At 71.5% G+C, this 20405-nt stretch carries 16 protein-coding genes; 10 read left to right on the top strand and 6 right to left on the bottom strand.

Features of this window, described 5'->3' with window-relative positions; translation table 11 throughout:
* The first annotated feature begins 206 nt into the window (after positions 1-206).
* Complete coding sequence (locus tag QBL25_RS31635) at positions 207-2573, top strand: glycosyl hydrolase family 95 catalytic domain-containing protein (protein ID WP_409060352.1); 2367 nt, start codon at positions 207-209, stop codon at positions 2571-2573.
* On the top strand, positions 2570-2938 hold the full coding sequence (locus QBL25_RS31630; RefSeq protein ID WP_409060351.1) for a PPOX class F420-dependent oxidoreductase: 369 nt from the start codon (positions 2570-2572) through the stop codon (positions 2936-2938). The genes QBL25_RS31635 and QBL25_RS31630 overlap by 4 nt, the downstream gene beginning before the upstream one ends.
* Positions 2939-2974: 36 nt before the next feature.
* On the opposite strand, the gene QBL25_RS31625 is transcribed toward QBL25_RS31630, so the two are convergent.
* The 3 genes from QBL25_RS31625 to QBL25_RS31615 form a co-directional block, all read right to left on the bottom strand.
* Complete coding sequence (locus QBL25_RS31625) at positions 2975-4336, bottom strand: DNA-3-methyladenine glycosylase 2 family protein (RefSeq protein ID WP_409062840.1); 1362 nt, start codon at positions 4334-4336, stop codon at positions 2975-2977.
* 181 nt (positions 4337-4517) lie between these two features.
* Positions 4518-5675, bottom strand: a complete 1158-nt coding sequence (gene rsgA / locus QBL25_RS31620; RefSeq protein ID WP_409060350.1) for a ribosome small subunit-dependent GTPase A — start codon at positions 5673-5675, stop codon at positions 4518-4520.
* Between the two features lie 229 nt (positions 5676-5904).
* On the bottom strand, positions 5905-7509 hold the full coding sequence (locus QBL25_RS31615; protein ID WP_409060349.1) for a flavin-containing monooxygenase: 1605 nt from the start codon (positions 7507-7509) through the stop codon (positions 5905-5907).
* Positions 7510-7578: 69 nt separating this feature from the next.
* Here QBL25_RS31615 and QBL25_RS31610 point away from each other — a divergent pair, with 69 nt between their 5' ends.
* The 4 genes from QBL25_RS31610 (at position 7579) to QBL25_RS31595 (ending at position 11944) form a co-directional block, all read left to right on the top strand.
* Complete coding sequence (locus QBL25_RS31610; protein ID WP_409060348.1) at positions 7579-8589, top strand: AraC family transcriptional regulator; 1011 nt, start codon at positions 7579-7581, stop codon at positions 8587-8589.
* A 92-nt stretch (positions 8590-8681) separates the two neighbouring features.
* Complete coding sequence (locus QBL25_RS31605; RefSeq protein WP_409060347.1) at positions 8682-9200, top strand: hypothetical protein; 519 nt, start codon at positions 8682-8684, stop codon at positions 9198-9200.
* A gap of 178 nt (positions 9201-9378) precedes the next feature.
* Positions 9379-10146, top strand: coding sequence for a hypothetical protein (locus tag QBL25_RS31600; protein WP_409060346.1), 768 nt, complete (start codon positions 9379-9381; stop codon positions 10144-10146).
* Between the two features lie 43 nt (positions 10147-10189).
* Positions 10190-11944 (top strand): hypothetical protein, encoded by a 1755-nt coding sequence (locus QBL25_RS31595; protein ID WP_409060345.1) that lies wholly within the window; start codon positions 10190-10192, stop codon positions 11942-11944.
* On the opposite strand, the gene QBL25_RS31590 is transcribed toward QBL25_RS31595, so the two are convergent.
* Entirely contained in the window at positions 11916-12326 is a 411-nt protein-coding gene (locus tag QBL25_RS31590) for a nucleotide triphosphate diphosphatase NUDT15 (protein ID WP_409060344.1), read from the bottom strand. The two genes, QBL25_RS31595 and QBL25_RS31590, sit on opposite strands and share 29 nt — an antisense overlap.
* Before the next feature lie 10 nt (positions 12327-12336).
* Positions 12337-13179 (bottom strand): radical SAM protein, encoded by an 843-nt coding sequence (locus tag QBL25_RS31585; protein WP_409062839.1) that lies wholly within the window; start codon positions 13177-13179, stop codon positions 12337-12339.
* 288 nt (positions 13180-13467) lie between these two features.
* Here QBL25_RS31585 and QBL25_RS31580 point away from each other — a divergent pair, with 288 nt between their 5' ends.
* Positions 13468-14694 carry a cytochrome P450 gene (locus QBL25_RS31580; RefSeq protein ID WP_409060343.1) on the top strand — a complete coding sequence of 409 codons (1227 nt, stop codon included), beginning with the start codon at positions 13468-13470 and terminating at the stop codon, positions 14692-14694.
* A 9-nt stretch (positions 14695-14703) separates the two neighbouring features.
* Positions 14704-14898: a ferredoxin gene (locus tag QBL25_RS31575; protein WP_409060342.1), complete on the top strand. Its 195-nt coding sequence runs from the start codon at positions 14704-14706 to the stop codon at positions 14896-14898.
* A 75-nt stretch (positions 14899-14973) separates the two neighbouring features.
* Here QBL25_RS31575 and QBL25_RS31570 read toward each other — a convergent pair whose 3' ends face one another.
* Positions 14974-17517: a polysaccharide lyase family 8 super-sandwich domain-containing protein gene (locus tag QBL25_RS31570; protein ID WP_409060341.1), complete on the bottom strand. Its 2544-nt coding sequence runs from the start codon at positions 17515-17517 to the stop codon at positions 14974-14976.
* Positions 17518-17657: 140 nt separating this feature from the next.
* Between QBL25_RS31570 and QBL25_RS31565 the strand changes: the two genes are divergently transcribed.
* Positions 17658-18257, top strand: coding sequence for a chemotaxis protein CheB (locus QBL25_RS31565; RefSeq protein ID WP_409060340.1), 600 nt, complete (start codon positions 17658-17660; stop codon positions 18255-18257).
* Complete coding sequence (locus QBL25_RS31560; protein WP_409060339.1) at positions 18257-20392, top strand: CheR family methyltransferase; 2136 nt, start codon at positions 18257-18259, stop codon at positions 20390-20392. The genes QBL25_RS31565 and QBL25_RS31560 overlap by 1 nt, the downstream gene beginning before the upstream one ends.
* The last annotated feature ends 13 nt before the right edge of the window (positions 20393-20405 follow it).

Genomic DNA, 20405 nt, shown 5'->3' with positions numbered 1-20405 from the left:
AGGCTCCCGGAGGCGGCGGAGGCGGCGGAGGCGGCGGAGGCGGCGGCGGAGGCGGCGCCTTGGGGGTCACCATCATGCGCCCATATGTGCATACGACAGCTATTCACGTAGACGGACGGGCATCGGATCTCTCCCGACTCATTGACGGAATGCCGCACCCTCTCTAGCTTTCAGCGAGGTAAAGCTCCGATGACTCGGGAGACGCGATGCCAGAACCGTCCAGAAGAACCGTGCTCGCCACCGGATCCGCGGCCGGCGGCGCGCTCCTCGCCGGTGGCCTGCCCGCCCAGGCCACCGCCGCACCCCGGGAGGCGTCGGGGAGGGGCACGACGGAGGTGAGCACGCCGGGCGACCCCTGGCGCACCGTCCTCGACGACGCCGACCTCGTCTGGCGGGAGCTGCCGAAGACCTGGTACGAGGGCCCCTACCTCGGCAACGGCTTCCTCGGCTCGGGCATCTACGCGGAACCGGGCACGCGGCCGGACGGCACGGCCACCGCCCTGCGCTTCAACGTCCAGCACTCCGAGGTGCAGGACCACCGCCCGGAATTCGGCTCCCTCTTCGGCCTGGCCCGCCTGCCGATCGGCCACTTCACGCTGGAGCCCGTCGGCCGGATCACCGGCGTCGACTGGCGCCTGCGGCTGCGCGACGCCGAACTGACCGGCACCCTCACCACCGACCGGGGCACCCTGACGCTCCGCGCGCAGGTCCACGACACGCGCTCCGTCCTGGTCGTCGAGGTGACCCCCAGCGCGGGCGAGCGCGGCTTCGGCTGGGTGTTCCACCCCGCGGAGGCGATCAGCCCGCGCGCCGCGTTCAAGCCGCTGCCGAAGGGGTACGCGGGCAACCCGCCCGCCGAGACCGAGGAGCACGACGGGGTCACGGCCGCCGTGCAGCCCCTGCTCGCGGGCGGGCAGCACGTCACCGCGTGGCGGGAGCGGACCCGGGGCGACACCCGGACGCTGTACGCGCACGTGGCGCACTCGCACCCGAGGACGACGGCACGCGACCGTGCCGTGCGCGCGGTGCGGGGCGCGGCGGGCCTCTCGTACGACCGGCTCGCGCGGTCGCACCGGGCGTGGTGGCACGCGTACTACCGCAAGAGCTTCCTGTCCCTGCCGGACGCCAGGATGCAGCGCTTCTACTGGATCCAGCTCTACAAGACGGCGGCCGCCGCGCGCCGCGACGCCCCGGTGATGGCGACCTGTGGCCCATGGCTCGAACCCACGCCGTGGCCCAACACCTGGTGGAACCTGAACGTCCAGCTGGAGTACTGGCTCATCCACGGCTCCAACCACCTCGAACTGGACGCCGTCACGCGCGCGTTGAGCGAGTTCCGCGGCAACCTCACCAAGGAGATGGCGGCCCCCTACCGCGCGGACTCCCTCGGCATCCCCCGCACCACGGACCCGTCCCTGGTGAACGGCGCGTCGGTGACGGACGGCGGCTACGGGGTCGGCATTCCGGGCCAGGACCCGCCGACCCCCGAGGTGGGCAACCTCCTCTGGGCGCTGCACAACGTCTGGCTGAGCTACCGCCACACCATGGACGAGTCGATCCTGCGCGACGTGCTGTTCCCCTTGCTGCGCAAGGCGGTCACCTACTACCTGCACTTCCTGGAGCCGGGCACGGACGGCAAGCTGCACCTGCCGGCGACCTACTCCCCCGAGTACGGCGGCAACTCCCGTGACTGCACCTACGACTTGATGCTCCTGACGTGGGGCTGCCGCACGCTCATCGACGTGGCGGACATCCTGGGCGTGGACGACGAGTCGGCCGCCCGCTGGCGGGAGGTGGTCGGCCGGCTGACCCCGTACCCGACCGACGCGAACGGCTACATGATCGGCGCGGACATCCCCTTCGCGAAGTCGCACCGCCACTACTCCCATCTGCTCGCGGTGTATCCCCTGTACGAGGTGACGGGCCGCACGGCGGACGAACGCGCCCTGATCGAGCGGTCGTTGGCGCACTGGGTCGGCTTTGAAGGCGCCTTGCAGGGCTATACGTTCACGGGCGCCGCGTCGATGTCGGCGCTGCTCGGCAAGGGCGAGGACGCGCTGAAGTACCTCGGTGAGCTGATGGCCCGCTTCATCCGGCCCAACACGATGTACAAGGAGTCGGGTCCGGTCATCGAGACCCCGCTCTCCGCCGCGCAGTCCCTGCACGACATGGTCTGCCAGTCCTGGGGCGACGTCATCCGCGTCTTTCCCGCGCTGCCGTCGGCGTGGGCGGACCTCACGGTGCACGACTTCCGTACGCAGGGGGCGTTCCTGCTGAGCGCGGTGCGCGAGGGCGGGGTGACGCGGTGGGTGCGGCTCGTGAGCGAGGCGGGGGCGCCGTGCGTCGTACGGCACGGGATCGCGGGGGCGGTGGAGGTGCGGGACGGGCGGGGGCGCGGGCTGCCGTACGAGGAGGTGGGCGAGGGCACCGTCCGGATCACCCTCGGGCGGGGCGAGTCGGCGCTGATCACGGCCGAGGGTGATCGGCCGCGGCTGCGGATCACTCCGGTGGAGCCGAACGAGGCGGCGCCGAGCTGGGGTCTGCCGGGTACGCGTGCGAGGCTCGCGCCATGACCGAATTCAGCGAGGCCGAGCGGGCGTACCTCAAGTCCCAGCGTCTGGGCCGTATGGCGAGCGTCGACGCGACGGGGCAGCCGCAGGCGAATCCCGTGGGATTCTTCCCGCAGGACGACGGGACGATCCTGATCGGCGGGTACGCGCTGGGCGCCACCAAGAAGTGGCGCAACCTCCAGAAGAACCCCAAGGTGTCGCTGGTCGTCGACGACATCGTGAGCGAGCGGCCCTGGAAGGTGCGGGGCGTGGACATCCGCGGCGAGGCGGAACTCCTCACCGGGCCGCACGACTTGGGCCCTCACTTCAGCGAGGAACTGATCCGCATCCACCCGCGCCGGATCCACAGCTGGGGCTTGGAGGAGTGAGCTCTCCCCCACCCCGCCCCTTCCGGAAACGCGGGGCTACGCCGGACGGGCCGGATACCGCAGATGCCGCACCCCGTACGACCGCCACGGCCGCCACCCGTCCGGCACCGCCTCACCGGGCAGCCCCACGTCCGGATCCCCCAGCGCCCGCATCCGGATCAGCCCCACCACCTCCGCGTCCATGCCGCGCAGAGCCAGGAGCCCCGCCCCCGCCTCCTCCCGGTCCGCCCCCGCGTCCAACCGCACCCGCCCCTCGGCGAGCGCCCGCGCCAACTCCCCCACCGGGCCCGCCTCATCGGCCAGCGCACCCGCCTCGGGGAAGACGTGGCTCAGCGCACCGCACGGCGCGTCCAGCGCCTTCCCGTACCGCTCCACCAGCAGCGCGGCCTCCGCAGGGCCCACCAAGGCCCGCACCGCGAACTCCTCGGGATCGGCCGCCCCCGGCGAGCGCAGGCCGGGCCGCGCGGCGACCAGCGGGGCGAGCCGCGGATCGGCGCCGAGCCGCTCGTCCACGGCGTACGGGTCCGCGTCGAGGTCGAAGAGCCGCCGCAACCGCTGGACGGCGGTCGTGAGGTCCCGCAGATCGGTCAGGTGGAGCCGGGCGTCCAGCCATCCGCCGACCCCGTGGTCACTCTCCTCGACGGCCACGATCCCCGTGCCGTACGGCAGCCGCAACGTACGCCGGTACGTCCGCGCACCCCGCTCCCCGGCGACCTCCTCGACCCCGGCGACGGCCTCCTCGGCGAGCAGGTCGAAGACGGCCCCGGCCTGGTAGGCCCCCCGGTAGGCGAGCCGCAGCGGGACCCCGGCGGCCGGGGTCGCCCGCCCCGCACCCCCGCCCCGGGGCGCGGCGGCCCGCAGCGCGGTGGGCGTCAGGGCGTACACGGCCCGGATCGTGTCGTTGAACTGCCGGACGCTGGCGAACCCCGCGGCGAACGCGATCTCCGTGATGGGCAGGGCCGTCGTCTGGAGCAACACCCGCGCGGTGTGGGCGCGTTGGGCCCGCGCGAGAGCCACAGGACCGGCGCCCAGCTCGGCGGTGAGCTGGCGCTGGACCTGCCGGGAGCTGTAGCCGAGCCGTACGGCGAGTCCCGAGACGCCCTCGCGGTCGACGACGCCGTCGCCGATCATGCGCATGGCACGGCCCACCACGTCCGCGCGGACGTTCCACTCCGCCGACCCCGGCACGGCGTCCGGCCGACAGCGCCGGCAGGCTCGGAAGCCGGAGCCCTGGGCGGCGGCAGCGGTGGGGTAGAAGCGGACGTTGCGCCGCTTCGGGGTGATGGCGGGGCAGCTGGGCCGGCAGTAGATGCCGGTGGTCTCGACGGCGAAGAAGAACTCACCGTCGAAGCGCGCGTCGCGGCTGCGCACCGCCTCGTACCTGGTCTCTTCATCGATCACACCACCCAGTGTGCGGGGTGCCCGCCCCACCGGCTGGCGGGTTTCGGACACCACGCTGGGCGGGGAGGGGCGGGGCGCGGCCCGGCGCGCGGCGGTCGGGGAAGCCGTGGCCGCACGACGCCGGAAGCGCCCCGCGCCACGGCCCGCGCGGACCACGGGCCGGGCCCCGGCCGCCCCCTCAGCGGATGCGCCCCCGCTTCGCCTCCATCGCCGCCTTGCCCTCCGCGCCCCGCAGTTTCCACGTGCGGCGCATGTCCGCCCGGAGTTTCGCGTCCGTCTTGGCGACGATGCGCTGGTTCTCGCGGATCAGCTTGCGGTAGCTCTCCAGGCGGCGGTCGGGGAGCGTGCCGTCCTCCACCGCCGCGAGCACCGCACAGCCGGGTTCGGCGGTGTGGGCGCAGTCGTGGAAGCGGCAGTCGGCGGCCAGCTCCTCGATCTCGGAGAAGACCTGGCCGACGCCCGACCCGGCGTCGAAGAGGCCGACGCCGCGCAGCCCCGGCGTATCGATGAGGACACCGCCCGCCGGGAGCACCAGCAGGTTGCGCGTGGTCGTGGTGTGGCGGCCCTTGCCGTCCACGTCACGGGCGGCGTTGACCAGCATGACGTCCTCGCCGACCAGGGCGTTGGCCAGCGTCGACTTGCCCGCACCGGACTGGCCGAGCAGGACGGACGTGCCGCCGGCGACGACGGCGCACAGGACGTCGACGCCCTCTCCGGTCGTGGCGCTGACCGGGAGCACCTGGACGCCGGGGGACGACGTCTCCACGTCCTCGACCAGATAGGACAGCCCCGTGGCGTCGGGGACGAGGTCGGCCTTGGTGAGGACGACCAGCGGCTGCGCGCCGGACTCCCAGGCCAGGGCGAGGAACCGTTCGATGCGGCCGAGGTCGAGCTCGACGGCGAGCGACACCGCGATGATCGCGTGGTCGACGTTGGCCGCGAGGATCTGTCCCTCGGACCGCTTGGACGAGGTGGAGCGCACGAAGGCCGTACGGCGCGGCAGCAGCGTCCGTACGTACCGCGGATCGCCGCCCTCGGGGTCGACGGCGGCCCAGTCGCCCGTGCACACGACCTTCATCGGGTCGCGGGGCACGACGAACTCGGTGTCGGCCCGCGTCACGCCGTCCGGCGTGACGATGTCGCACTGGCCGCGGTCGACCCGCAGGACACGGCCGGGCAGCAGGCCCTGCGCCGCGTACGGGGCGAACTCGGCTTCCCACGTCTCGTCCCAGCCGTAGGGCGCGAGCGGGTGGGCGGACGGAGAGGTGGAGCGGGACGACAGGTTGGAGACAGAGGAGAGAGAGGAAGCAGACTGCGGAGTCGCAGAGGAGGACAAGGGGTGACCCTTCACATGGGTGGCCCCGGCACGCACGCACAGGGCGCGCGGAAGGAAGAGGTAGGTCAGCCGGTGGCCACGGAGGTGGAATGAACGGACTTCTCGATGCGGGCAGCGCCCATCTCAACGACAGCCATCGGTCACACCTCCTGGATCCCTGGGTCACACACGTCCGACGCCGGCGGCCGGCAGGCCGCGCGGAAGAACGGAGCCAACCTTAGCCCCGGCCTCAGGCGGAGCGCCAACTCTTTTCACGTCCGGCCGTGACGGGCTTTCCGGCCGCCTCCGCGGCCGGGTTGCCGACCGCTTCCGCGCGGGCCCGGCGCACCGCGGACAGCGGTGTGGGGGCGAGGGTCCTGCGCAGGTTGGTGCGCAGGGTCGACGCGGCGTCGAGCACGTAGTTCTGCCGCACCTTCCAGGGGCCGCGGTCGCCCTGCCGGGGGAAGGCGTCGATGGAGCGCTGGACGTATCCGGAGGCGAGGTCGAGCAGCGGACGCTCGGTGAGGGCGCTCGTCGGCCGCGGTTCCACCGCCGCGTAGCCGTTGTCGCGCAGGTGGTTGAGCACCTTGCACACGAGGCGTGAGGTGAGGTCGGCGCGCAGCGTCCAGGAGGCGTTGGTGTAGCCGATGCACACGGCGAAGTTCGGGACACCGGTCATCATGGCGCCGCGCCACACGAACTGCTTGTTCAGTGCGACCGGTTCGCCGTCGACGTGCGGGGTGATGCCGCCGAAGGCCAGGAGCTGGAGCCCGGTGGCGGTCACGACCACATCGGCCTCCAGGACGCGGCCGGACGTGAGCCGGATGCCCTCGGGGACGAAGCGGTCGATGTGGTCGGTGACGATCTCGGCGTCGCCCGACTTCAGGACCTGGAAGAGGTCGCCGTCAGGGACCGCGCACAGCCGCTGGTCCCACGGGTCGTAGGACGGCGTGAGGTGGTCGGCGACCAGCCGGTCGTCCTTGACGATGCGCTTGTTGAGCCCGGTGAGCACCCGCCGCGCGGCCTTGGGGCTGCGGCGGCAGAACTGGTAGAGCCCGATGGCGAAGAGGATGTTCTTCGTCCGTACGACCCGGTGGGCCGCGCCGGCGGGCAGGACGGCCCGGATGCCGTCGGCCAGCCGGTCCCGTGAGGGGAGCGAGCCGATCCAGGTCGGGGTGCGCTGGAGCATGGTGACGTGGGCGGCGGTGCGGGCCATCGCGGGCACGAGGGTGACGGCGGTGGCGCCGCTGCCGATGACGACCACGCGCTTGCCCGCGTGATCCAGGTCCTCGGGCCAGAACTGCGGGTGCACGACCGTGCCGGTGAAGGATTCGGCGCCGGGGAACTCGGGGGCGTGGCCCTGGTCGTAGTCGTAGTAGCCCGCGCAGGAGTACAGGAAGTCGCAGGTGACGGTGGTGCGGGTGTGCCCGCCGTCCTCGCCGGTGTGCTCCAGGGTCACCGTCCAGCGGGCCGTCGCGGTGGACCAGTCGGCGCCGACGACCTTGGTCCCGTAGCGGATGTGGCGGTCGATGCCGAACTCCGCCGCCGTCTCCTTGATGTAGTCCAGGATCGACCGGCCGTCGGCAAGGACCTTCGACGCGCGCCAGGGCTTGAAGGCATAGCCGAGCGTGAACATGTCGGAGTCAGAGCGCACACCGGGGTACCGGAACAGGTCCCACGTACCGCCCATGGACTGCCGCGCCTCGATGATCGCGTACGAGCGCTCGGGGCACTCGGTCTGGAGCCGGTAGGCGGCGCCGACGCCGGAGAGACCCGCGCCCACGATCACGACGTCGATGTGCTCGACCGGGGCGCCGGTGGCGGCGGCGGTGCTTGAGTCTGCGGAGTACGTCATTCCTTCAGTGTCCGGAAGCACACCCGGCAGGAATTGACCCGGGACGACAGATCTTTGACCCTGGACGACATGTCCGTGATCAGATCGGCGGGGCTGCGCGGTTTCCGCGCGACGGTGGCGGAGCTCGGCGGCGACGCCGAGGCGTACGCCCGGCAGGCGGGCTGCCCCACGGCGGCTCTCGACGCGGACGACCTCCTGGTGCCCGAGGAGGCGATGGCCACGGTACTGGAGCTGGCGGCGGAGGATCTCGGCTGTCCTGATCTGGGTCTGCGCATCGCGGCCCGGCAGGACCTCGGCATGCTCGGCGCCCTGGCCCTCGCGATCCAGAACTCCGCGACGCTCGGGGACGCCCTGGAGTGCACGACGCGCTACCTCTTCGTCCACGCGCGCTCGCTGAGCCTGAGCCTGGAGCCGGATCCGTACGGCACGCCGGGGGTGGCCGCCCTGCGCTACGGCGTACGGGAGGGGGTCGAGGCGCCGCCGCAGGGCATCGATCTGTCGCTGGGGTTCATGCACCGAGCGATCGTCTACCTGGTGGGTGAGTACGGCCTCGGCTCGGTGGAGCTGCCGCACCCGCTGCTGGCCCCCTTGCCGGTGTACGAGGAATTCTTCGGCGTACCGGTGAAGGCGGACCGCCCCGCGGCGCTGCTGCGGGTGCCGCTCAGCCTGGCCGACCGGCCGCTGGGCGGCGGCAACGCGCATCTGCGGCGTCTGGCGCTCGCGTATCTGGACGAGCAGCTGCCCGCGGAGCGCACGGACGTCGTCAGCGGGGTGCGGGCCGTGGTGGGGCGCTCGCTCGGCACGTCGCCGCCCGAGATCGGGACCGTCGCGCGGCTCCTGAACGTGCATCCGCGCACCCTCCAGCGGCGGTTGCGCGGCGCGGGCACGACGTTCGCGGAGGTGGTCGACGAGGAGCGGCGCGGCGCGGCCCACCGCTACCTCACGGCCACCGACCTCCCCCTGGGCCAGGTCGCCCTGCTGCTCGGCCTCTCCGAACAGTCGGCCCTGAACCGCTGCTGCCGCCGCTGGTGGGGAGCGACGCCCCGGGCCGTGCGGCGCGGGGAGAGTGTGGAGGCCTGAAGCGGGACGCACAGAGGGAGCCGAGGGGCGAACCACCCGCCGGATCGGCCGCCGCGGGGCGCGGATCCGGGCCGATCCGCCATGCTGACGGAGTGACACTGAATCCGGCCACGGCAGCGATCATCGGCACGACGCTGGGTGCGATCGCCTCGATATCCGGCGCCCTGCTCACCCAGCACGCGACGAACAAACGCGAGCGCGAGAACCGCGTCTGGTCCCGCTGCATGACCGTCTACGAAGAAGCCATGATCACCGTCCACCGACTCGCCGATCTGCGCGAGGAGTTGAGCCGGACGGGCACCTGGCCGCAGGGCGTCGGCACCGGCGCCGCGGTGACCGACAGCCACGCGCTCGCCGCCCGCCTGGAGATCTACGCCACGACCGAGGTCCTGGACGCGCACTGGGCGACCTTCACGGCGATGCGGGGCTGGATCGACGCGTGGGAGGAGTGGGACAGCCAGGAGGGAGACAATCCCCGGGTGTCCGAATCCGACGCGCTGTGGCGGGAATTCACCCGACGGGCCGAGGAGTCGAAGAAGGCCGACCGCGATTTCTGGATCATTCTGCGCGCGGAGGTGCGCGGGAGGAAAAAGGAAACGCGCCTGCCGTGACCAGCGCGGCGCCGGGAAGGTCTTCCCCGTGCGCTCCCTCGGCGGGATCTTCGCAACTCGGCGCGGCGCAAAGATAATTGCGCGGTCTCTCCCGGTCCGGAAGCCTCCGTGGCTACCATTGCATATTCCACGCGCAATGGCGCGATTCGTTCTTGGGATCGGACGGGGGGACGAACCCATGACGCACTCGAAGCACTTGATCCAGATACTCCGGGGAAACCGCCGCATCGCCTCCGGTGTGCGGTTGACCAAGTACTTCGCCCTGACCGCCGCGCACCGCCTGGGAGAGGACCGGGAGCAGCGTCTGCGCCCGGTGGTCGTGCGGCTGCCCGGCGGCCGGCGTCTGGAGGGCGAGGTCAAGGACTGCGACCTGCTCACCGACATGGCCCTCGTGAAGATCAATTTCCGCAAGGGCGAGAGCGTGCCCCTGCCCGGGATCTGCTTCGACGTGGCCCGGCCGGGCGAATGCTGGACGGCGGCCCACCAGGTGCCGGGCAACGGAGTCGTGCTGCGGGGAACCGTGAGCGACGTGTCCGTCATCTATCAGAGCACGCGCGACAACCAAGCCGTCAACTGCCATCAGCTCCGGCACGACGGCGCGTGCGACAACGTACAGAAGTACGCGGGCAGTCCCGTCGACCGGGAGGATCCCGATCCCGACCGCCCGTCGGTCGTGCTCGGCCTCCTCGTCGCCCGGCCCGCCGCCACGACGGCCCCGGCGGACACGCTGTTCGCCGGGGTGATCGACGAGGCGGTGCGCCGGTTCGACTCCTTCCGGTTTCGCCCCGAACCCTCCCGGCCGCTGGCCGATTCCGAGCGGATCTACACGGTCCTCCAGGACCCGCAGGCGGAGGCGGCGGCCCGCAAGGACGAGACGGTCCGGACCGGCCTCCAGAGGGCCGGCGTCTCCAGCTACGTGAACCTGCGCTGGAACCACCGGCCGTGACGAGCACGCCGCGCACGGGAGCGGCCCGCCTCCCGGAGGAGACATGACGACGATCGCGAACATCGGTGAGGCCCTGACGGTGGCCGAGGACGCCTTGGAAGCCCGGGGCAGCGCCCGCGTGGACCTCAAGGAGTCGCTCGCCGGCTACGTGAAACGCCTCACGAGCCCCGAAGCCTCGTACGTCCCGCTGCGGACCACCGCCCGCCAGCACATCACCCTGGCCCAGCTGCTCCTCGCGCTCGGCATGACGGAGCGCTCGTACTCCGTGGCCGACGTGGCCCTGCGGCACATGGAGATCGCCGAGGCCGACCGGGAAGGCTTCACGCCCGACACCTGGAACGAACTGGGCTCGCTGCTCGCCGAGCACGACGATCTCGACCGGGCCCGCATGGTCCTCAACTACGCCCTGAACAGGGCGCAGCGCAGGGCGGCCCCCGAGCACGCCAGGATCCTCGCCAACCTCAGCGCGGTGAGCCTGCGGGCCGGGCATCTGGAGGACGCCTCGGTCTGGGCGCAGAAGGCGGTCACCGTCCTCGGCAAGTCCTACGGCGGCGACCCGGAGGCGCGGCTCACCGCCGACTGGGTGCGGGTGGAGGTGGCCTCGATCCGGCGGGACACCGCGGAACTGAACCGCGCCATCGACGAGTTCGCCTCGTCCGTGGACTGGTTCATCACCAGCCTCACGGACGACGACGACCCCAAGGCCATCGCCGCCCGCTCCGCGCTGGCCCAGGCCCGTTTCCAGGTGGCCCGGGCGGAGCAGGACGAGGCGCGGGCCGAGGCGGAGCTCGGCGAGCTGGAGATCGCCCATCTGCGTGCGGTCGCGCTGCTCGGCGCCGACCACCAGCAGACGCTGATCGCCCAGGCCGCCCTCGCCACGGCGGAGTACGACGCCGCCGACGGCGCCACGCTCGGCGCGACGCGCAAGCAGCAGGCCGTGGCCCTGCTCGACTCGGCCACCGCCAAGGCCACGCTGACCCTGGGCCGCGACCACTCCCAGACGGTGGCGCTGCGGGCGGCGCTGGCGGACATCCGCAGCGACTCGGCCCCGCCGGACGAACTGCCGTACGACATCGAGCACGTCTACACGCCGCAGGAGAGCGCGGCCCGCAACAAGGCCAAGGGCGAGGCGGTCCGGCGCGAGCGGAACATGATCCGGCTGATCGCGCACGCGGGCGCGTCCTTCTTCCTGAAGGACCTGAAACGGTTTCATCCGCAGGTGGTCCACGCGCTGAACCAGGGCAGCAACTTCTACGCCATCATCAGCAGTCCCTGGAACTCCCTGGCGATGTTCACCAAGCACGACGCGGCGGCCGAGCGCCCCAATTCCCACAACATCGTCGACATCGTCGCGGCGAGCGACTATTACGACAAGACGTTCCTTCCGGTGATCGACTCCTACCGCACGCTGGCGGAGACGTACCCCGGCCAGATCGAGTTACGGCTCACCCATATCGACATACCGGGTTCGACGCTGCTGACGACGGACAAGGGTTTCTTCGAGCCTTACATCACGTCCAACCCCGAGCGCAGGACGCGACGCAAGTTCAACGTGTTCGAGGTGGAGTTCCACAAAGACAGCAGGTATTACACCGACAGCGGATACGAATTCGGGATCCAGTGGGAACTCGCCAGCCCCCTCGATCAGTTCGAGGCGAACGAGCGGCAGCACAAGCGGGCGCTGCGGGACGCCGTGCGGGCGCAGGCCGACGACCGTCTGATCAAGGCGACGGGCGCGCCGCGGTCCCTCGCGGGAGAGGACAGCCCCCTCACGGGAGATGAAGAACCCCGCCCCTGACGCTGCGCAGCACCCCCGCCGACCCCACGAACACCGCGTCCGGCAGCTCGTCCAGCGGCCAGAACCGCCAGCGCAGACAGCGTTCGGGCTCCAGGACGCGGGGTTCGCCGGTGAAGTCGAGGATCTCCACGCCGACCTGCATGTGGTGGTTGGCCGCCGGGTCGGGGTCGGTGACGCAGGCGACGCGCGTGCCGGTCGCGCGCAGGCCGGTCTCCTCCGCCAGTTCGCGGCAGGCGGCGTCGGCGAGGGTCTCGCCCACTTCCAGATGGCCGCCGGGCAGTCCCCAGGTGCCGTCGCCGAAGGTGTTGGCCCGCAGTCCGAGCAGCACGCGGCCGCCCGAGCGGACGATCGCCTGAACCCCTACACGTACCTGTGCCGTCATCGCGACCCTTTCACATGTCCGGGTAAGTGCCGGTGAAGTTCTCGACGTTCCTGGCTCCCTCGACCGGAGCGGGCAGCTCCCCCAGGCTCTCCGCGAGCCGGTCGAAGAAGTTGCCGATCCGCCGCTCACCGCCCTCGTCGACGACGACGACCTCGCAGTCCGGATCGATGAAGAAGTAGCTGCCCGTCCGCGTGCGGTTGCGGTACACCCTCAGAGTGATTCCGCGCTCGCGGGCGGCGTCCGCGCACCGGTGGACCACGTCCTCGAACTCCTCGTCGCCGATGGAGAGCCACTCCCGGTTGTCCGCACCGTAATTGGTTTCGGACATTTGGTACACCTTCCACACATCGGGCAGGCTCGCGTCGTCGATCAGGCTCAGGACCCCGGCGGCGCCCTTGACGTTCAGCCTGGTCACGACCGTGCCGAGCTTCACCTTGACGTGCTCGTGGTTCTTGCGCACCTCGCCGAGCAGGTCGAGCATCCGCTCGCGGTGCGGGGCCACGCCGGTGCGCAGCGCCCGGTGCTCGTCCGCGTCGGCGGACTCCAGGGGCAGCGCGATCCAGGAGAGGCTGGGCAGGATCCGCTCCATCGTCCGCAGCGGCGCGAGGCCGTTGGTGCTCAGGACGACCTTCGGGGAGGTGCCGTCCTCGCCGGGTTCGCGCAGCGCGGCGGCGAGTTCGTCGAGGTAGGGGAGCAAGGTCGGCTCACCTCCGGAGATGACGACGCCGCGCACGCCCCCGTCCTTCAGCGCCGCCGCGACCTTGAGCGCGACGCCCCGGGTCATGCTCGGAACCTCGTGCCGGGGACCGAAGCAAAAAGGGCAGCTGAGGTTGCACCTTCCGATGGGTCGCATATCGACGAAGGCGGGGATTTGCATGGAGGGACAGTAGCGATATTTGAGGCGGCCGTTACTGCTTATCGCCCGTACGGTACCGCCGACGAACACTTGCCCGCAGCGGAGGCCCGCCAACCCGCCACGACGGGGCGCCCCAGCGGTGCGGGCCGAGTGGAGGGGGTTGTTCCGGCCAGATTTCTGCGGCGAAACAGCTCTGTTCTGGCTTGTCTTGCGGTGTACCAAGTAGATGCCCCAGGCATCCAATAGGAGAGGTAAAAGGAGCCCCTCCGCTTGTGAGGTACGTCCATGACGGAATCAGTCGCGTCCGAGCCGACCACGGCACGCGCCGCCGAACCAGTCGCCTTCCCGCAGGACCGCACCTGCCCCTACCACCCGCCCCAGTCGTACGAGCCGCTCCGCGAGGCCCGGCCGCTCTCCCGGGTACGCCTCTTCGACGGACGTTCCGTCTGGGTGGTCACCGGCCGCTCCACCGCCCGTGACCTGCTCGTCGACCCACGCCTGTCCACCGACCGCGAGAACGAGGCGTTCCCCGCGCCCACCGAACGCTTCGCGCAGGTGCGCAACCGCCGGGTCGCCCTGCTCGGCGTCGACGACCCCGAACACAACGCCCAGCGGCGCATGCTGATCCCCAGCTTCTCGGTCAAACGGATCGCCGCGCTGCGCCCCCGGATCCAGGAGACCGTCGACCGGCTCCTGGACGCCATGGAGGCCGCGGGGTCGCCGGCCGAACTGGTCGGCGCGTTCGCGCTGCCCGTCCCGTCCATGGTGATCTGCGCCCTCCTCGGCGTGCCCTACGCCGACCACGAGTTCTTCGAGGAGCAGTCGCGCCGCCTGCTGCGCGGCCCCCGCGCCGAGGACACCGAGCGCGCCCGGGACGAACTGGACGCGTACTTCCACGCGTTGATCGACCGCAAGCGGCGCGAGCCGGGCGACGGGCTCCTGGACGAGCTGATCCACCGGCAGCTCTCCGAGGGCGCGCTCGACCGCGAGGAACTGGTCAGCCTGGCGACGATCCTGCTGGTGGCGGGGCACGAGACCACGGCGAACATGATCTCCCTGGGGACGTTCACCCTCCTCCAGCACCCCGAGCGGCTCGCGGAACTGCGCGCCGAGCAGACCCTGATGCCCGCCGCCGTCGAGGAACTGCTGCGGTTCCTGTCCATCGCGGACGGCATGCTGCGGGTGGCGAAGGAGGACATCGACGTCGCCGGCAGCACCATCCGCGCGGACGACGGCGTCATCTTCTCCACCTCCCTCATCAACCGCGACGGCACGGCCTACGAGACACCGGAGGAACTGGACTTCCACCGCGCCGACCGCCACCACCTCGCCTTCGGGTACGGCATCCACCAGTGCCTGGGCCAGAACCTCGCCCGCGCCGAGATCGACATCGCCCTGCGCACGCTCTTCGAGCGGATGCCGGACCTGCGGCTCGCGGTGCCCGCGCGGGAGATCCCGTTCAAACCCGGCGACACCATCCAGGGGATGCTCGAACTCCCCGTCACCTGGTAGGAGTTGACCATGCGCGTAAACGTCGACACGGAGCGGTGCGTGGGCGCGGGCATGTGCGCGCTCACCGCCCCGAGCGTCTTCACGCAGGACGACGACGGCTTCAGCGAGGTGCTCCCCGGCCGGGAGGACGGCGGCGGCGACCCCTTGGTGCGGGAGGCCGTGCGGGCCTGCCCGGTGCGGGCCGTCACCGTCGACGAATCCTGATCCGGCGCGCGAATCCTGACCAGGCCCGCGGCCGGTGATCCGGCCCGCGGCTCGTGATCCGCCCCGCGCGGTGCCTCAGCCGCGCAGGGTCACCGTGAAGCTCCGGCCGTACGCGTGCCGGGTGGCGACGTCGATCCGGGTCCCGCCGTGGACCCGGGTCACGCGCACCCCCGCGTCGGCCCGCACCGCCCGCAGGGAAGGGCCGCGGAGCAGCACGCTGATCCTGTCGCGGTCCATCGTCGGGTCGGACACCGCCACGGTCGTCGGGCCGCGCCGCTCGCGCCGTACGAGGACCGAGGCCGGGCCGTCGATCCGGATCCCGGCGCTCTCGTGGCGGCCGGCCGTGAAGCCGTTCAGGGCGGTCAGGCCGAGCCCGGCGTGGCCGACCGCCTGGAGCCGGACCGTGTTCGCGAGGACCTTCACCGGGCGCCCGCCCCGGTAGGCCCGCAGCCCCGCCTCGCCCGCGTTCGGCACCAGGGCGTAGGCGAGGGAGCCGGGCCGGGCGCCCGCCGCCCGGCCCACCGTCACGCCGAACACCCTGCGGGTCACCGGAGTGTCCGGATTGGCGGTGCGCACGACCCGGCGGCTGCGGGTGACCTCGTCCAGGGCGACCCGCACCTTCGGGGTGTCCAGGAAGACGTAGCCGACGGAGGTGCGCCGCGTGGCGTTGGCGTAGCGCAGCCAGCGCAGGTCGCCCGTGCCCGCGCCGGTCCACGGGCGGCCGTCACGCAGCTCCCCCGTGAGGGAGACCTGGTCGTCCGGCGGTGCGATCCGGGCGTCGACGGTGGTCGTCACGGCCCGCCCCGCCTCGTCGCCCACCCCCGCGGCGAGCACCACGATCTCGTCGTCGAACAGGAACCACGACTTCGTCGCCGTGGCGTTGCGGTAGGTGACGAAGTCGTCCGGCAGCAGCTCCCGGTCCCGGAAGGCGACGTCGCCGGACTGCACCGCCCCGGCCGCGCCGTACGCCCCGAGGACCGCGCCGCCGGAGTACCGGTTGGTGCCGCGCGGGAAGTAGACGTAGGTGTTCTGCGACTCGGAGGACGAGGTGAAGTTCAGCGGGTGGCCGGGGTTGTCGTAGAACGCCTTCCCGTACAGCTCGGGGACCGTCCCGCGCCGCTCGACCGGGGCGGTGACCCCCGCCAGGCCGTAGGGCGGGACCGTGGTGAAGTAGTCGACCCCGTACGCCTGCGTCTGGTCCTGGCCGGAGAGGTAGAGGTAGTGGGCGCCGTCGCCCTGGAACCACGGCATGAGGTTCTCGCCGCTCATGTACTCGTACTTGCTGATGCGGTCGGAGCTGCGGGCGAGCGCGAAGGCGTAGCCCGGTCTGCGGTGGACGGTCCTGTCCATGGCGTTGAAGGCGACGCTGCGCGCGGCGGGGTTGAGGTCGGCGGGCGGCACGGAGGCGTCGCCGATGGTGTCGGCGTACCGCACGATGCTGAGCGGCGAGACGAAGCCGGTCGGGTCGAGCGTGGCGCGCGAGGTCGACCGGACGTGCTTCACGTAGCTCTTCAGGGCGGTGGCGTCGGCGCCGGTGGAGAGGGAGGAGAGGTCGACGACGGCTTCCACGACGGCGGCGGCGTCCGTGTAGCCGCCGTCAGGACGCGACACCGCGCGCCCCTTGACGATCTCCATCATCCAGCCCTCGAAGATGAGCGGCGCGAAGCCGTCGCGCACCCAGCGCCGGATGGTCGCCACCAGTTCCTCGCCGTGCGCGAAGCCCGTGCCGTCCAGGATCTTCAGGGTCTGCACGACCCGGGTGAGCAGGCCTTTGCCGTACGAGCCCGTGTAGGCGACGGAGGCGTGCTGGATGAAGGAGCCGTCGGCGTAGTGGCCGTCGGTCACGCCGTGGTTCAGGCGGTAGGGGTCGACGGTGACGAACACCGTCAGCTGGTCGGTGAGCGCCTTGCGGATGCGGGCCTCGCCGTCCGCGCCGAGGAGCCCGCCCTGGAGGATGCGGTTGGTGGTGATGTCGGCGAGGTTGGCGCCGGTGTGGAAGCGCGAGTCGAGGTCGACGTCCCCGTCGGTGCCGTTGCGCAGATAGGCGTCCATCGAGGCGACGTAGGTGGCGACGAGGTCCGGCCGGTATGTCCGCACCTCGTCGGCGAGCAGCACGAGGGTCTTGCTGACGTGCTGGGAGATGCCGATCTCCCAGTTGAACCAGTTGCCGTAGTAGCCCTTGGACTGGTCGCCGTAGTGGCGCTCGTGCAGCCAGACCAGGCCGTCGATCACCCGGCGCCGCACGCCGGTGTTCCCGTGGAGGTCGGCGGGGAGGCCCGGGGCGCGGGTCGCGAGGGCGATCTCGTACAGCCGCTTGTAGGCCGTGTTGAGCTTGGCGTCGTCCGTGCCGAGCGCGAGGCCCGCGAAGAGTTCGCCGTCGGCCGCGTCGTCCATCGCCTTCAGGTTCGTGCGCGCGGTCTTCTCGACGGCGGCGAGCTTGCCGGCCGTCTCCGGGCGCGCGTTCGACGCGGTGGTCCCCGCGAAGATCGCCACGGTGTTGTCCAGGAGGCGCGCGCCGTCCGCAGCGGCCTGTGCGGCGCTCGCGGGCAGGGCGGGGACGACCGCCAGAAGACCGGCCGCCGACAGGGCGGACAGCAGGCGTCTGCGGGTGATGTCCATGGCGACCTCCGCCGGTGAGTGGGCGATCTGGCGTTCTGGCGGGCGGAGTCAAGCAGATGCCCGGGGTGTCGACAAGGGTGAGTGTGGCACCGCGAGAACGCCGCGGCACCGATCCGACCGGCACCCGCTAGGCTCGGCGTGTGAGGTCGCAACAGCACACATCGGGCTCGTACGCCATCGTGGCTGTCGCGTCGTCCGCCGGAGGCATCCAGGGCCTCGGCGAGCTTCTCGGCGGGCTCGGTCCGCGGCTGCCGGTGCCGGTCCTCGTGGTCCAGCACCTCGATCCGCGCCACCGGACGCTGCTCGCCGAGGTCCTCTCGCGGCGCACGGAACTCACCGTGAAGCTGGCGCGGCACCAAGAGCGCCTCGAACCCGGAACCGTCTATCTCGCGCCGCCCGACCGGCACCTCCTCGTGGAGCCGGAGGGCACGATCACGCTGTCGAACAGTGAGCTCGTGCACTTCGTGCGTCCCTCGGCCGACCTGCTCTTCGAGTCGGTCGCCGGGGCGTACGGCTCGCGGGCCATCGCCTGTGTGATCACGGGCACCGGAGTGGACGGCGCGATGGGCGTGGAGGCGGTCAAGTCGCGCGGCGGCACCGTGATCGCCGAGGACCCGCACAGCGCACAGTTCGCGGGGATGCCCACGGCGGCGGTCGACACCGGCGCCGTGGACTTCGTGCTCCGCATCGACGAAATCGCCGCGGCCATCCGCGGTCTGGTAGAGGACAAGAGGCAGTGATGAGCGAGTCGCCCGGCGCCGGGACCGAGCAGGATTCCGCACCGGACGGGCCGCCGCGCCCGGACAGGGGCAGCGAGACGGAACAGGTGCAGGAGGCGGAACGCGCGAGCGCGGTGGAGCAGGAACGCCAGACGGAACAGGACCACCGGACGGAGCAGGAACACCGGACGGAGCAGGAACGCCGGACGGAGCAGCCGAGGGAGGCCGGGCCCGTGCGCGAGACCGGGTCGGCACGGGAGACCGGGCAGGCGCGGGAGACCGGGCCCGTGCGCGGCTCTGATCCCGACCTGCTCGTCGACCACGGTCTGGAGGATCTCCTCCGGTTCCTCCGGGACGCGCGCGGTTTCGACTTCACCGGGTACAAGCGCTCCACGCTGGGCCGCCGCATCCGCAAGCGCATGGGGGACGTCGGCGTACCGGACTACGCGGACTACCGCGATCTCCTGGAGACCGACACGGACGAGTTCCGCGCGCTGTTCAACACCATCCTGATCAACGTCACGTCGGTCTTCCGCGACCCGGACGCCTGGGGCCTGCTCAAGCGCGACGTCCTGCCCGCGGTGATCGCCGAGGCCGGTCGCGACGACGAGATCAGGGTGTGGAGCGCGGGCTGCTCCAGCGGCGAGGAGGCGTACTCCCTCGCCATCCTCTTCGCCGAGGAGATCGGCATCGAGGAGTGCGTGCGCCGCGTCAAGATCTACGCGACGGACGTCGACGAGGAGGCCCTGCGCGACGCCCGGCTCGGCCAGTACCCCACGAAGACCCTCGCCCCGCTCTCCAAGGAGCTGCGGGACAAGTACTTCGAGCGCGTCGGCACGCAGTGGGCTTTCCGGACCGATCTGCGGCGCCGGGTCATCTTCGGCCGCCACGACATCACCCGCGACGCCCCGATCTCCCGCCTCGACCTGCTCGTCTGCCGCAACACGCTGATGTACTTCAACGTCGAGGCCCAGACGCAGATCCTGGACCGCTACCACTTCGCCCTGCGCCAGGGCGGCTTTCTCTTCCTCGGCAAGGCCGAGATGCTCCTGAACGACGGGGAGCGCTTCGAGGCGGTCAGCATCCGCCAGCGCGTCTTCCGGCGCCGCCCCGGGGACAGCTCGCCGCCCTACCCCGCGCACCCCGCCAAGCTCCGGCCCACCAATCCGGTGCAGGAGCAGGAGGCGGTCCGCACCCGGCAGTTGCTCGACCTGATCCTCGACGCCTCGCCGGGCGCGAGCGTCGCCCTGGACAGCAACGGCATCGTCCTGCTGATCAACAACGGCGCGCGTGCCCAGTTCGGGCTCACGTCCAACGACATGGGCCGCCCGTTCCAGGACCTGGAGCTCTCCTACCGGCCCACCGAGCTGCGCTCCCTGATCGACCAGGCCACCCACGAGCGCCGGACGCTGCGGGTGCACGGCGCCGAGCGGCGGCTCGGCAACGAGCTCCAGTACTTCGACATCGAGATCCAGCCGATCATGGGCGGCCCCGGTCTGCCGGTCGCCATCAACGTCACCTTCACGGACGTCACCCAGGCCACCAAGCTCCGGGCCGAGATCAAGCGGGTGCGCGAGGACCTGGAGACGGCCTACGAGGAACTCCAGTCGACCAACGAGGAGCTGGAGACCACCAACGAAGAGCTCCAGTCGAGCATCGAGGAGCTGGAGACGACGAACGAGGAGCTCCAGTCCACGAACGAGGAGCTGGAGACCACGAACGAAGAGCTCCAGTCGGGCAACGAAGAGCTCGAGACGATGAACGACGAGATGCGGCTGCGCACCACGGACCTGGACGAGGCCAGGGCGTTCCTGGAGGGCGTGGTGAGCAGCATCGCGGCGGGCGTGGTGGTGCTCTCCGCCGACCTGCGGGCCAGGAGCTGGAACCGCGGGGCGGTCGACCTGTGGGGGCTGCGCCCGGACGAGGTGATGGGCGAGCCGTTCTTCGCCCTGGACTTCGGGCTGCCCACCGATCAGCTGCGTGAGGTCATCCAGCAGTGCGTCGCGTCCGGCAAGCGGTCCGGGCCCGTGATCATCCCGGCCGTGAACCGGCTCGGCCGGCACATCGACTGCGCCGTCATCTGCTCTCCGTTCGACGGGCACAACGGCGGTGTCGTCCTGCTGATGGAAGACCTCTCGAACGAGGGCGGCAACTGAACCAGTGCGTCGT

This window comes from Streptomyces sp. SYP-A7185 (assembly GCF_046103685.1).
Taxonomy (GTDB): domain Bacteria; phylum Actinomycetota; class Actinomycetes; order Streptomycetales; family Streptomycetaceae; genus Streptomyces.
The sequence above is the reverse complement of the archived record's forward strand: the minus strand, read 5'-3'. Positions and strand labels throughout refer to the sequence as shown.